This is a genomic window from Proteus sp. FZP2095, from assembly GCF_023701425.1.
GTDB lineage: Bacteria > Pseudomonadota > Gammaproteobacteria > Enterobacterales > Enterobacteriaceae > Proteus > Proteus cibarius.
In genome coordinates this window covers 408,602-424,395 of the sequence record NZ_JAMQBJ010000001.1, presented here as the reverse complement: position 1 = coordinate 424,395, position 15,794 = coordinate 408,602, and the positions used below count along the sequence as shown (strand labels likewise).

Here is a 15,794-nt window from a genome sequence, read left to right as displayed (position 1 = left end):
TTATCTTTAATTCTTTAAACTTTCGTTATTATCCCATTACCAAAATCCTTTTTATAAAAATTTATCTTAATGCTTTTATTATCTAACATCTTTTTCTTAAAAGTAATAGCTTTAAGTTTAATATTAATTAAATACTCTTTATCTTATTAACCACAGAATGAAGAAATATCCACTCAAATAGTTTTATTTTCTTAATTTATACTCAATGAACCAACTGCCAATACCAGCACCCACTCCCCCTATTGTAGCAACCTTAATGATTTTTTTTAATGAATCAAATGAGAAAGAGAAATCAGCACCAATAAATAACCAAAAAATGCCATGAATTGAAAAGTAGAATAATATTCCTATAAAAAAGAGTACAACTGAAGATAAAACTGCCACAACAAAAAAATTCAATAGAATTAATTTTATTATTCATTATTTTCATCTCTTTTTTGTTCATTAATATTTTTCATTATTTCTTGGATCTCTGAATTAGTCATTTCTGTTATTGCTGATGACCTTATATTGCCCAAAATGCTTGGAAGTGGATGGGGTTTCATATTTTTTGAAATCCCGAATAAACCTTTTATTGCTCCCTCTTGTAGTTCTGGATTATATTTTTGATCCCATCCTTCTGTTTTCCATAATTTATATTCCCTTTCATTTTTAACAAAATTAACCAGTTCCCGTCTATCTTCTGTACTTAACGAATCAAACCATGCTATCCATTTTAAAGTATCTACTTGATCAATTATACCTGCACTATATTTTTTAAATATACACTTATGCAACTGTAAAGATTATTTAAATTATCTTTTTTTCATTTCCGACAATTGAATAATAAAAACACTAATACCAAGAATAATTCCACCTCCTATGCTCATCCTTAATAATCGCTCTACTTTATAATCTTCAAATGATATTGACATTGGAATATCCGAATAAAAATAAGAAAAAACAAATAGAAAAAAATCAAAAGTGATCCCTATCAGAAATAAACCTCCCCCTCCTATAATGGAATATAAAATAATCATAAAAATAAAAAGTAACACTTTTTTTCATTTTTCTTCTCTTTTATCTATTAATTCTTGTAATTTAGATGCACCATATTCAGCCGAAAAACTACCACTCATATTACTAACTCCAGAAGAAATTTTACTTTCGGATACTTCCTGCATAATATAAGATTTTCCCTTAACCTCTGACTCTGAATATTTTCTCAACACTTCATTAAATCTGGGATTATTGCCTTTTGTTATTATCTTACCAACCCAATTAGTTACAGGTTTTACTATAAAATTACCTAATCCATACTCCATTAATGCTCCACTTCCTGTCGTGATTGCCCCTATTGCTGGAAGAGGTGATTTTGAATATCACGCTCAGTAACGTTATCGTTGGTTTCTAAAAGGATTGATGAGTACCACGGGCTAACAAGCCAAGGTTATTGAGACGGAGTGATAACCAAAAGAAAGATCCCACCATTTTGAGATGGGATCTTAACATCATCTACGTAACTTATATTCTATAAACCACATCCCTATTCCAACGACTAGCCCAGCCCATAGACTTGCTTTAATAATCTTTTTTAAAAACTCGATTGAAAAAATAAAATCTCCACCAATCAATAACCAAATTATACACTCACCTATGCTGTATATAACCAGCCCCATAATAAACAGGACTACCACACACAAAATAGTCATAACAAGAAAGTATTCAAATTGATTAGTTTTTTGATTCACTATTTTTTTCCTCAACTTCCTTAATTTTCTCTTGCATCAGAAAGTTTGTAGTCTCTGTTGTAAAGGCTGAGCCTATATTTCCCAAAATACCAGGCAAAGGATAGGGTTTCATATCTTTCGAAAGTCCATATAATCCTTTTATAGCTCCACCTTGCAATTTAGGGTTATATTTGGGATCCCAACCTCCTGTTTTCCACAATTTATATTGATTCCATCCATAACTTATAGGTTTATTGTTATTTTCTGAAAGGGTTTGATAGAGATTGCTCGTAATTTAAATTAGAAAAATATACTAATAAAATAATGCCAAAGTATTAGTACTAAATCACAAGCTCAAAACTGACTATTGAGAGGGGGGATGGCTGAATGAGTTTGATATTCCCCCCTCTTCCAGCAAATCAAATTGCTAATAATTCAGTTGGCTGAGGAGTGAAATAATCATACAAAACTTAGTGTAGCGCTCATTTTTTCTTTGTAAAAAAAATTAGTGTCTTTTATGTTCAAGATAACTGACTAAACAAGCCACTATGCTAAAGAAAAAACCAAATCCCATTCCCAAACATATATAATCTATAAAATTCTCTTTAGTAATAGAAAAAAGACTACTTTCTATTAAGAAATAGAAGATTAATTCTATTAGAGCTTTTATTATTAATAGAGTAAGGAAAACCATAAAAGAGAATGCAACCCAAAGTAGAAGAAAATATTTAAGCAATCTCATTTTTATTCCTCGTCATTCAATTTTTTTATTTTATCTATAACTATTTTATTCGCACCTTCGGAACCCAGAGCACCAGCACCACTTCCTATAATATTTGGTATTACTGATACACTCGGCGGAGCTGTAATTGATGGCATTACAACTAATGGACGCTCTTTAAGCCCGCTAGACCACGAATTATATTTATTATCCAGACGATGAGATAACCATTTTGTACCTCCATAGCCGACTGTTGAACCAACTAATGCACCTCCCATTGAGACCCAAGGTGATTCTCCATCAATTAAACTTGAAATACCAGCACCAGTAGTATTGGTTGTGAGCGTTCCCCAATACCCCATTCCAGGAGTTATTCCTCCTGTTAACAAAGAAGAACCAAAGCTTGCATAACTAAAGCTCGCTTTTGGGTCTGTATTAATATTATGCACCTGCATGACTAAATTTGCTGTGCCCGTAGTTGTTACACCTACCACACGGCTAGCAACAGTAGTGCTACCTAACCAACTCGATACATAAGGGCTAATAGCCTTACTCATTATTGGTAAACCTAATGCTGTCGTTGCAACAACGGCTCGTGGAATATTATTACCACGCTGTAATTCACTATAATTTTCAATGATAGGATCCAGTTTTCTGATACTATATTCAGCAATTGATTTGCAATGAGCATTACAATCTGCTGATTGAATAAGTAAAATTAATTCATCTTGTTGTTGAACCAAATGCTCTTTAGTAATCCTAGTTTCTATCGCTTTTTGCTGTTGTTCTGCATCGACATTATTTCCTAATTCAACTAAATGTTTCTTTTCCTCATCTGTAGAAGCAAGATAATACTTTTCAAGCCATGAAGTTATTTGTTTGGCTGTTAAATAATTATTCTCAACCACCACTTTCCCAGCTTGGGCGGCATTGGCAACTCCGGTGCTATTATCGCTGATTAAACCGCCGACAATCCCTGAAGTTAACGTTGCCCATGCACTTATATTCTGCTTTTCAGTCTCAGTCAGCTCTTCGGAGGTTTTGCCATAAAGTGAGTGCGATAAAATACCCACTGTTTCCCCTGTCATTGCGCCAGAAGCTTGCACTACTGCATTCTCACCTTTTGCCAGTGCAAGGCCTGCATTGAGTAATCCGTGTGCTATCGTGCGCTGAATATCACTTTCAACACTGTTGCCTTGAATTTGGTTTTTCACTTCATTAGCAAGATAAGGCGCGGAACCATTAGCAATCGCGGTAACAATATTGTTGCCCATTACACCTTGCGTAAATGCGGTGATGGCTTGGATAGCACGGGTATATTTACCCCCCGTACCAAAGTCGGATTGGTTAGTATAATCCTGTAAGGCTTGCTGGAAGAGGTGATTTTGAATATCACGCTCAGTAACGTTATCGTTAGTTCCTGAAAGGGCTTGATAGAGATTGTCGTAAGCCGTATCAGAAAGATTATCGAGTTTTGAATCAGCTTTCGCTTGGTTCGTACCACGAATAGTGTCCACCGTGGTTGCTAAGTCGATAACCTGCGCCCCAATTTCGCCCACCAACTGTTGTTTTTGTTGGCGATTTTGCTCTTTTTCTTTGTCAAAGATTTTATTTAACGTGCTGTGAGCATTATCGGTATCTTGGCTTAATTGCGCGATATCTTGCTGTTGATTGTCGCTATCACGCACTGTCCATGTCCCTTGTGATACCGCAGATTGAGTGGTGTTTTCAGCGCTATCACTATGGTTGCCTGCCATAGCTAATGCATGGCCCATATTCGCCAGCATATTCCCTTCAACGCCACCTGAAGTACTTACACCACCAGATTGATGCTCAACTTTATATTCTGCGTAATTATGGATATCACTAAAGCCTAATGTACCTGTATCTAACTGATTATTTTTTGCATCAGCTTTACTGCTGATCACCGCACCATCAAGCTGGGTATGTTTACCCACGGTAAGATCAAATCCTTGATTGCCTGCAAATAAGCCGGTTTGTTCTTCCACTGAACGGTATTTACTGTCCATTTTATCGCGACTAAACGAGATATTGGCTGAACCTCCCGGTGTGCCCATCACATTGACACTACCACCCACACTTTCGCTCGATTGCTTCGATTTGTAGTCATCAATGGATTGCTGGCTTTCAAGATGTAAATCCCCACCCACTTTCGCAATAACTTTATCACCTTGAGCTTGTGCGCCTTTTAGGGTTGTATCTTGACCACTTTGTAAGGTGAGAGTTTGCCCTGCATTTAGCGTCGTATTGGTGTAATAGGTGTGATCGCCCTCTTCAAATCCCTTACCTCGACTACCATTAGCATTAATGTTAACGCCAACACCGCCAGAGCCCACTGTCACACCAACGCCAACAGAAGCGCTTTTACTTTCGTTTTTGCTGTCTGTTGTTTCTTGGTTTTGTGCTGACTGTAAAGTGATATCACGGGTAGCAATCAACGAGAGATCGTTGCCAGCTTGCAGTTCACTGCCCGTAACAGTGATATCGCCTGTTTCTTTACCTGTTGCGATGATAGAGAGGTTTTCACCTGCACTTAAACTACTGCCTTGAGCAATATTTCGTTGGTGTATGGTTTCTGATTCAGACGAGCTTTTACCATAAGAAACATTAGCGCCAATTAACGTTGTGCTTTCATTATCTGTACCTGATTGGGCATTATCTAACGCCACAGCCCCCACTGCTTGAGCCCCCGAAAGTCCAGCTTTGATACTTTGTAAGGTACTAATTTGGCTATCATCAGTTTCTTTAGCGGCTTTGTATCCTGCAATAGCGCCATTAATGGCACTTCCTGCCGTACCGCTTAGGGCAACCGTCACACCACTTTGTTTACTTTTGGTTCGACTTAATTCGGTATAGCTATTTTCAGAAGAAGAAATATCAACAGAATCCCCAGTAAGAGATATCTCCTTTTTGGCAATCATTTCGCTGCCATCTATAGTGAGATTATCACCCGAATTTATGCGAATATTGCCCTCGGTACTGCCGATTACACTGCCTTTATAAGTAATCGCATCACTGTTATTCAGTTGTTCAAAAGTTGATTTTCCGACGGTAAAACCAATACCGCCAGTACCACCAATCCCTGATTTTTTGATCTTTTCTTCATAAGATTGGAACTCTAATTCTTGTGCCGTTGTTAGTGATAATTGATTACCTGCATCAAGATTAATATCTTGTGTTGCTATAATTTCACTGCCTTGTGCCGTTAAATTATTGCCTGCAGAAACCGAAATTTCATTCCCTTTTAATAGAGAGCCTGTTGCTTGTTTATTATGAATTTCAGCATGTGTCGTGCGTGTTTCCGATGAACCAAACGATTTGTCTTTTGTGACACTATGGGCAATTTGATCAATTGAGGAGTAACCACTATTTAGCGAAATATCATTACCTGCATGTAATCCTAACAGTCCTGTGGCTTGAATATCTGTTGCTGTAAGATGAATATCCTTACCCGATTGCAATGTAATATCACCCGCATAAAGACGAGAACCTATCTCTTCTTGCGTGGTTTTATGCAGATAGTTTTTACTATCCCAATCTATATTTTCTTGGCGAACCGTATTGATAGTTCCTAACTCAATATTTTCACCTGCATTTAATAAAACTCGACTATTACCACCTGCTAAAATATCTGTTGCCGTCAGTTCTAAGTTACGTGTTGCCTTTAATGCAATTTCGCCATCAGGCTCAGTTAAATAAATGGCAGCACCACGATTTATCCATTGATTAGTCTCATCACCCTTTGTTGTTGCAGTACTAATAAGAGAATCACCGGCTTGCAAATTAACGCGACTCTGCCCTGCAATTTGGCCACCCTCATTTTTAATATCATGCAACGCTGTTAAATCAACGGTCTTTCCTTTTATAAGACCTTGGTTTATTAAATTATCTGTTGATACTTGTAATCCATTTTTACTTAAAATAGTACCTTGGTTTTTCAGCTCTGGAATATTATTTAAAATAACTTCACTACCTGAAAGCAATGCGCCACTATTTTGCAAATCACCAGGTAATACTCTGGCATAAACTTGTGGCACCAACACTTTTTCAACGGAACCATTAGGTAAAGTGATTTCCCTGCTGGTTAATAGCACCATATCAGCCGTGATCATTGCCATTTGTTCTGGTGTTAGTGTTACACCCGGTTTAATACCAAACTCTTCACTAAAACGAATACCTGCATCCATCAATGCATGATATTGCTGCTCATTATCATTATGCCCATCTAAATATTGATTACCCGTTAATTGGATAATTTGATCGCGTACTATGCGTTGTTCATAGAAACCATCACCAATACGTTTATGTGTATTATTGTGATCAACAGATAATGCATTCTGCATATAATCTGAGCTTAACCACTCTCTTTTATTGGTAAAACGAGAGTCTGTTTCAACAATATATTGGCTATCTGTTCCTTTCTTTAAGTTAAATAAACGATTCTCAGGTAATTTCAATATTGGTGCTACTGTTTGAATATTAACCTCAATAGTTTTATTTTCTGTTGGTTTATCTAATTGAGGTACTGTAATAATTTTACCAATAGGCTGTTGCACTAAAGGCTGTTTATCTACATGTTTTATTTCAGGTAGGATTAATTTTGGCTGATTAATTTCAGTTTGTTTAATTTCAGTAATAGAGACTTCATTACCTACTTTTAAAGCTTTATTTTCAGCTGTTTTTTGCTCAATAGTTCCATCAAGTTTTTTTGTCTCTATCTTCCCTGATAAGATAAAATCATTTTGTTCAGTCAATAAATTATCTTGATGTTGTGTTAACGACAATTCATTAGCTAATTTTTCGGTACTTTTATCTAAGGTAATAGAAGCAATATTTTCAGTATGAACATCAATATTCTTTTCTTTAATAGTTAGAAGACCAAATCTTGGCTTAGCCGATATAATAACTTCATCAGTTTTACTTGCTTCTGGACGTTTATCTGACGTTTGATTACTGTTTTCTTTATATTCTAATAAGCCCAATGGCAAATCAGTAACCACTTCAAACGGCCCATATTGAGAATGTGAAGTAGAGCTACTTTTTTTCTTACCTCCTCTACGCTTACCTGGGCGTTTATGCTTTATTGCTGTACCTTCATGGTATTCAATATGTTGCCCAGCAGTTTCCTGATTATTAATATGCATTCCATCAATAATCAGTTTTCCGCCAGCAATAATATGGCTATCTATATTATTTAAATTATCACCTTTTAGAGTGATATCTTTGCCCGCTAATATTAATGCGGGATCACGGTGTAATAATTTAGATTCTTCTGTAACGATATTATATTTAAATTCATAAAAATCTTTATATTGTCTACCATTAACATGTAATAAATGTTCACGCGTATTGATGTTGTACCAAATTTTTTCATCATCAGCGTCAAATTTATCACTACTGTAATCAACACCAAATTGATACATTGGAATTTCAGACACTTTTTCAGGATCACTTATTTTTAAATAGAGATCACGATTATTAATTTCTGAAATATGGGCAAACAAATTCCCATTTGCTTCAATTGATGCACTTTCATTATTAAGGACATCAGCAGCGATACTTTCTGGCAGATTTTCGGTATCAAAACCAGCAATTGCCATATCATCGCCACTATAAATCAGGGCATGATTACGATTATTTATCGTATTACTGAAAAGTTGTAAATTTTCACGAGATGCTAATACTGGCGCAATCTCATCAAGTTTCGCACTATTATCAAATTGCTGACTTTTTATATAAATATTATCGCCATATATACGACCACCAACTTGGTTATAGATTGTCGTTGCAATTAAGGAAAGTTTTCCCCCAAAGGCATCAATCAATCCTGTATTGTGCAGATTATCTGATACTGTAATCGCTAGATTTTTAGCACTCACTTCACCATTACGTTTTTCATACTCATCAGCACTTCTTGCAATACGTGCTGTAATGATCTCATTATTTTTTACAGGTTCATAATTAGTAAAGCTTGTTGCTTTCAGTGAAAGTTGCTCACCTGCATAAATAAATCCACGATTATCAATTCTTTGTTCTGAAGAAAATATTAATGAATCTTGAGCTTTAATTGTGGCATTTTCATCTAATACAAAAGCATTCTTGAGCTGAATTTCACTGTTACCTCCCGAGATAACGTCACCATCGCCGGTTAAATTTTCAGCCCATAAGCAAAGCTGTGACGTTGTAGCTAACAGCCCTTTTTTATTATCAATGGCTAAGTTATTTTTTGGTGATCCACCTATAGTTAATTCATTTGCAGAAATCAAACCACTTTGATTATTTAGTTTTTCTGCTGGTATTAATTTTAATAATTCACTCGCCTGAATAACACCTTGATGATTAAAAAGTTCATTAGTTGAAATATGAATATTACTTGCCTTTAGTCCTAATTCATCATTTTGAGTTTGTTGGTTATCTAGTTTCTGAGCATTGAGGACTAACAAACCTTGAGATTGAACTTGTCCTAATTGGTTATTAAAACCTTGCTCCAACGTAATATTGATATTATTTCCGCTAACAATACTTCCGTCTTTATTATTTACACTATTTCCTTGAATAAAAAGATCTTTTTTAGATAACAACGTTCCTTGTTGATTATCTAATACTTGTTTATTTAATTGAATATTAAGCTTTTCAATTGCTTGAATATGGCCTTTTTGATTATTTAAGCTACCAATATTTAATTGTGTTTCCGTACCACTAATTACGTTACCTTTAGTATTAATTAGTATTTTTTTATTTGTATTTACTGATAGCTGATCATCGGACTGTAATAATCCTTCTGTATTATCTAATTTTTGAGCACTAATTTTTAAAGTCGATTTTGCATATAATGTACCTTGATTATTCTGTAAATTAGCACTATTAATCGTTACCGCATTATTTGCAGTAATGCTACCGTATTGATTATCTAATATGCCGCTTTTTAGCCAAATATTATCAGAAGAAACTAAATTACCTTCACGATTATTGAATAGAGAATCACCATGATTTATTTTTAATAAACCCCAAGATGAGACTTTTCCTTGAAAATTATTTAGTTGGGAAGTTGTTAAATCTGTTTTTCCCCCAATAGTGACTAATCCCTGTTGGTTATTTATTTTTTCAAAGCTAGTTAGATCTAAATTTCCTACTACTGAAATTAATCCTTCCTGATTATTAAGTTGTTTAACTTTCAGGTTAAGATCATCTTTAGCAACAATACCTGAAGTTGCTTTATTATCAGTATTCTTTAATTCGCCATCAGCATAAATTGTTAATACTTTTTCCGCATAAATCAGACCTTGATTATTATTAACATCTTTTGTTTGTAATTTCAGCTTATCACTATTACTTGCAATAGTGCCTTTTGTGTTATCGAGTTGTTTTGCTGTAATATCAGCATATTGATCAGATGCAATCTTTCCAAAGTGATTAATCAAATCACCACTATTTATAACCAGTTTAGCTAAGGTACTTATTGTTCCATTTTGGTTATTAATTTTTTGTTGTTGTGCTTTAATGATTAAGTCATTTTTCGCAGTAATTACACCTTTCTTGTTTTCAATTTCTGCTGTGGTCAGATTTAACTTACCATATTGACTACCAAGCTGTGCTTGGTTATTAATCAATTTACCACTTGTGATATTAACGTTATCGTCCGAAACTAATCGTCCTTGAGTATTAATTATATCACCCGTTTTTAGTATCAACGGACCTTTACTAATAATACCTTTAGTCAAGGTTTGGCTATTATCTAATTGATTACTTTGAGTATCTAACGAGAAAGAGCCTGCCGAATAAAGTGTCCCTTTTTGATTGTTTAGTGCTTGTGTTACTAATTTAAGGCCATTAGATTGACTGGCAATTTCGCCATTTTGATTATTTAATCCAAAACTATTAAGTAATAGTGATTTTGCAGAAAATAGATATCCAGACTGGTTATTTAATTTTCCCGTATATAAATTAAGTGTACCTTGGCTAATCACACCTGCATTAGATAAAGAGTTACTATTATCAAATTCATTATCATGAGTGGTAATAGTTAGATTATTATTAGCACTAATTAATCCATTTTGATTATTAATAGCCAGACTTTCAATAGAAACACTCTCTTGCAAGCTCCCTATTTTTCCTTTTTTATTATTAATATCTTGAGTAAAAAGGGATTGCTTTGCTGTCGATATTATTTTTCCATCTTCATTAATAAAATCACCTACATGGATCGTTAACTCTCCTTTGCTAATAATACCGCCACTCTCTTTTGTGTGACTATTATCAAAATGTTGATCATGAGTGTTAATTTCTACATTTTTTATCCCCGTGATTAAGCCTGAATTATTAATTATTTCACCACTATTGATAGTGATATTGTCAGACTGGCTAACTATTACACCCTGCTGATTATCTATTTTCTGTTTGTGGGTATTAATATCCAATAAGGAAAAAGCACTTATTAATCCTGAAGAATTAAATAATGATTGACTGTTTACTATTAATTTTTCAGCTTGGCTTGCTATTGTGCCTTGCTGATTATTAATTTCATTCAAAGATAGCTGATTATCTTTTTTGGCAATCAAACGACCCTGTTGATTATCAAAGTTTTTCGCTGTAATTTCAATATTACCATGGCTAATAATACCTAGCTCATCAACTGTTTCATTATTACTGAGTGACTCTTTTAGTATTATTTTGAGTTCTTCTGATGCGTAAACTAATCCTTTGTTATTATTAAGCTGATTTCCTGTTAAGGTTAGATTATTTTGTAAACTAGCAAGTCTTCCTTGTTCACTATTTAATATATTAAAAGTTATCTTTGCTAAGCCTTCAGCACTTAAGTTACCTTGCACATTAAAAATATTACCTGCATTTAATAATAGATTTCCTTTGGTTAAGATCCCCTTATTATTCTTAGTATCGCTGTTATCAATATCATGATCTTGAGTATTAACAAGCATGTTTTTAAGAGAATAAATCAACCCAGATATATTATTTATAGCCGTTGAGTCTACCGTTAACATGCCATTATCAGCAGATATAATTCCATTATTATTAATTATTTTTTGCTGATGAGTATCAATATTCAGGTCAGTTTTAGCAATTAAATGACCTTTTTCATTATTTAATTCACCACTTTTTAAGATAATATTTTTTTGACTAACAATACCACCACTTTGGCTAGTATCAGTATTATTAATAGTATATTTATTGGAATCTAACTCTAAAGTACTTTGTGCTGATATAACACCATAACGGTTATCAATTTTATAGGTATTTAGTGTTACTGATGATTTTTCACTCCCTAAACGCCCTTTGTAGTTAATTAAATCACCCTGAGATAAAATACCGACACTATTTTTCCCAATAATTTCGCCTAATGTATTATTAAATTGGCCATTATTTTCAATCCTAATACTATCACGTCCTTCTATTTTTCCTTCTGTATTATCTATATTATTATCGGAGGTTACCGTGATAGCTTTATTTGAGGAAATCTGCCCCCGAGCATTATTTAAGCTGTTTGTCGTTATATCTAAAGAATGAGTGCTGGATATTTGACCTTGTTGGTTATTTAAATCTCCATCACTCGTAATATTAATTGTATTTTTACCAACTAATTTACCTTTAGTATTATCTATTGTACCGCTTTCAATCGTAAGGTTATGTTTACTAAAAATTTGGCTACTATTTTGCTGGCTTTGATTACTTAAATGTTCACCTTGTGTATTAATAGTAATATCATAAGCACTGATTGAGCCATCATCATTATTTATTGCTTTACTAGTAATAGATAAATTATTATTTAGACTACCTAAAATTCCTTGTTTATTAATAAGATCACTACTTTCTAATATTAATTTTTCACCAGAAACAATACGCCCTTTGGTGCTATCAATATTTCCACTAGTAATAGTTAATAACCCTTGTGCTTCAATACCTTGGTCGTTCTCTTTCGTAAAGTGATTGATTAATTTATCACTTAACGTTAATAGCAAATTTTTAGAAGAAAAGAGATGGCCTTGAGTATTATCTAACGATAATCCTTTAAATGTTAAACTCGATAATTCACTAACAATTTTACCTGTATTGTTTTTTACAGTTTGGGTTGTTAAATTTATAGCTTGCTTAGCAAGCATTTGTCCTTGTTGATTATCAAGCTCTCCACTCTCTAGTGTTAATTTTCCTTGACTAACAATACCACCACTCTTTTTTGTCTCACGATTATTGATTATTTGCTGATGGCTATTAATTGTTAAATCTTTACCTGTAATAATTAACCCTTGTTGATTATTAATTTCACCCGTTTTTAAATCTGCACCTTCAGTTAAACTTATTTTCCCTAATTGGTTAATCAAGGTAAATTTACCTGTGTTCAGATCTAACGTTTTTCCATCAATAATACCTTGCTCATTATCTAGCCCTTCTGTTGTTAACAATACGGTTTTTCCGCCAATATCACCTTTATAGTTATCTAAAAAACCCGTATTTAATTGTAGTTTTTGACTGGCCTGAATACCTTGATTATCTTGTGTATCCCGATTAATAAGCTTTTGTTTATTAGTATTTATTGTAATATTTAATGCGTGTATTAATCCTGAAGTATTATTCCAGCCTTGAGTCTCAGCAGTAAAATTCGCCTTAGTTGCTATTTGACCTTTTAGGTTATTGACTGTTTTTCCTTGTAAGTCAATTGTTTTTCTGGCATTAATAACGCCTTGAATATTATTAATATTTCCTGTTAGTAAATTTAATGCAATACGGCTAATTATGCCGCCTGAATGCTGGGTATTTTGATTATTTAATGTATATCCTTTGGTATCAATCCACATGTTACTTTCAGATTGGATACTACCTTCACTATTATCGATACCTTTTGCTGTAAAATGGAGCGTATCTTGAGCAAGAATAATGCCTTTTTTATTATTCGCCTCGTTACTCAACATTATATTTAATGTATTCGCACCAATTTCACCTTGCTGATTGTTCAATCGACCTGCTTGGATTTGACTATCTTCAGACGTAATAATCTTACCTGAATGATTATTCAGCTCATTCATTAAGGTAAGTGAAATATTTTTTTCAGCCTGTACAAGACCTTTTGAATTATCTAATTGACCTGCATCGATTTTATTCTGAGCAGTTGCAATTAATTTACCTTCAGTATTGATCAAGTCTTGTTGCGTTGTTATAGCAAGATCATTATTTAATGTTCTGATTTCGCCTTGATTATTATTAATTATACTTGCTTTAAGCGTTAACTGATCTTGAGTCTGGATTTTACCTTGTTGATTACTGAGTGTTTGTTTAACTGTAATAAATGTTGTCTTATCTCCTGTTTGCTTTAAGGTCGCATTATCATGATTCAGATTAGTTGCAGTAATAGTTATATTATCAGCCTGCGTTGTTGCTTTTTCTAAATCAAGCAGTTGACCTTGTAAAGATAAGTCTCCTGCTGATAATAATGTTCCCTCTCTTCCAGAAAGATGCTGGGTTTCTATAGCTAATAACCCTTGTTTGGGTAAAGAAATAATACCTTGCTGGTTATTCAGTTCGGTTGTTTTTACTATTAATTGATTACCTAAACTTTGAATATTTCCTTTTTGGTTTTTTAATATTTGGTTGTTAAAAGTCAGCACACCTCGTGCGTTAATTTCACCTTGTTGATTATTTAACTCATTTGCATTGAAAGATAATTCACGAGAGCCTGTTTGTGTAATTTTCCCCTTGGTATTATCAATCAATTGAGGTGCCATAAGTGAAACCGTTTCACCTTTAATTTCACCGTGACGATTTGAGATATAAGTACCCGCATCAAGCACTATATTTTCAGCATTAACCTGAGCTGAGTCAGAAGTTACGTGGCCTTCTGCCGCTTTTACTTGCAGTGATTTACCCTGAGTATGACTATTTGAAAGATCAATACTCTTAGCATTAAAAGCAATATTACTACTACTTAAATGTTGGCCCGCAGAATTTAATTCGTCCTTTATATTTAATGTCAACGTTGCAGGTTTTGAGATATTACCTTTATTATCAACGCCAGCACCTAACTGGCTTTTTTTCTCTGCCAAATAGTTTTTAGCATCAATCTGAATATTTTCTTGTGCAAGAAATTTACCTGCTTCCGCTTGAGAAACAGTTCCTTTTGCATCAACTTGAATATTATTTTTAGCTTGTAACGTACCACTATTTGCTAAATGGTTTTCAACAGTAACATTTAGGTTTTGCTTACCAACGATAGATCCCTGATTGTTAAGGCTCGTTGTTTTTATATCTAATTCTGAATAAGATTGGATTTTACCACTATTAACTAACTGCCCATTTTCATTAAGCGTTAAACCACCAATATCAGCACCAATTTCTCCAGCATTATGTACACCTACACCATGCTCAGTACCAACAAGCTTTATTTTATTGGCATACATACCCCCAACCAGTGCAACATCAATTGCATAGTCAGTTTGTTTTTCAGCTTTATCATCTTGATTTACAATATTACCTTCGTTATCTAATATATTTTTCCCTGTCGTAATTTCTAATTTATTAGCTTGAAGACGTGAGTTTACTTCTACCGCTCGCGCTAAAATACGCGTGTAATCACTCGCTGTATCATTTAATCCATTTCCTGAAATAACAATTTTACCATTGTTAATTTCATATCCAGTGATTGCACCATCTTGCGTTAGTGCATTACCTGCAACTAATGTGGTATTTACTGCATTAATAAAGCCACAACCTTGGCAACTGATCCCTGCTGGGTTTGCAATAATAATTTCAGCACGTTGGCCTGCAACCTCAATAAAACCATTTAATTGGCTCGGATTTTGGCTATTAATTTCATTTAAAATAACTTTAGCTTCACCATTAACGAGCCAAGGATTGCCTGTTATCATTCCTGCTAACTGAGTTTGCGTATCTTGCAAACTGTTATTTAAAATTGCGCCCTTATTATCGACATCAAATTGTGTAAATTGGTTACGAGAAACACCATGTTGATTCGGTTGCTGAATGTTAACTTGAGCAAGCCCATTACTTGTTTGTAATACCGTTGCTTGTTGATTTTGGGGCGCATGTTGATCAGCAATAATTTGACTTGCTTGTGCTGAAAAACTCACTAATCCCTGCATTAACAGTAAAATAAAGGCCACACTATTAAGTGATGTACGAATAGGCGATGAAATAATATTATTTCGTTTATTATTTTCACCACTTGATTTAGTTAATTCAGAAACGACAACCATTAACTGTCGTGTACGATTATAAATAACGCGATAACATAATTTATTCATGTGTTAGATCCTTGCCATCAAGACAACAAAATTTTATTTGATTATTATTTTTTATTTAATATTTGAGTTAATTTT

6 protein-coding genes are annotated in these 15,794 nt (G+C 33.8%); all 6 read right to left on the bottom strand.

The annotated features are described in order from the left end of the window. Nucleotides 1–183: 183 nt before the first annotated feature. Nucleotides 184–384, bottom strand: coding sequence for a hypothetical protein (locus tag NBG71_RS01855; protein ID WP_191901899.1), 201 nt, complete (start codon nucleotides 382–384; stop codon nucleotides 184–186). Nucleotides 385–413: 29 nt separating this feature from the next. Next, the gene (locus NBG71_RS01850) at nucleotides 414–776 is read right to left on the bottom strand and encodes a hypothetical protein (RefSeq protein WP_191901898.1); all 363 of its coding nucleotides are present in this window, start codon (nucleotides 774–776) and stop codon (nucleotides 414–416) included. A 267-nt stretch (nucleotides 777–1,043) separates the two neighbouring features. Beyond that, nucleotides 1,044–1,304, bottom strand: coding sequence for an adhesin (locus NBG71_RS01845; protein ID WP_196729451.1), 261 nt, complete (start codon nucleotides 1,302–1,304; stop codon nucleotides 1,044–1,046). Between the two features lie 186 nt (nucleotides 1,305–1,490). Continuing rightward, nucleotides 1,491–1,730 (bottom strand): hypothetical protein, encoded by a 240-nt coding sequence (locus tag NBG71_RS01840; RefSeq protein WP_109402977.1) that lies wholly within the window; start codon nucleotides 1,728–1,730, stop codon nucleotides 1,491–1,493. Next, complete coding sequence (locus NBG71_RS01835) at nucleotides 1,714–1,929, bottom strand: hypothetical protein (RefSeq protein WP_191901896.1); 216 nt, start codon at nucleotides 1,927–1,929, stop codon at nucleotides 1,714–1,716. The genes NBG71_RS01840 and NBG71_RS01835 overlap by 17 nt, the downstream gene beginning before the upstream one ends. A 524-nt stretch (nucleotides 1,930–2,453) precedes the next feature. Next, nucleotides 2,454–15,719, bottom strand: a complete 13,266-nt coding sequence (locus NBG71_RS01830) for a hemagglutinin repeat-containing protein (RefSeq protein WP_250916488.1) — start codon at nucleotides 15,717–15,719, stop codon at nucleotides 2,454–2,456. Nucleotides 15,720–15,794 lie beyond the last annotated feature (75 nt).

Bases quoted from the DNA above. Each gene is read 5' to 3' on its own strand.
- NBG71_RS01845 (WP_196729451.1), bottom strand. From the start codon at position 1,304: ATGGAGTATGGATTAGGTAATTTTATAGTAAAACCTGTAACTAATTGG.
- NBG71_RS01830 (WP_250916488.1), bottom strand. From the start codon at position 15,719: ATGAATAAATTATGTTATCGCGTTATTTATAATCGTACACGACAGTTA.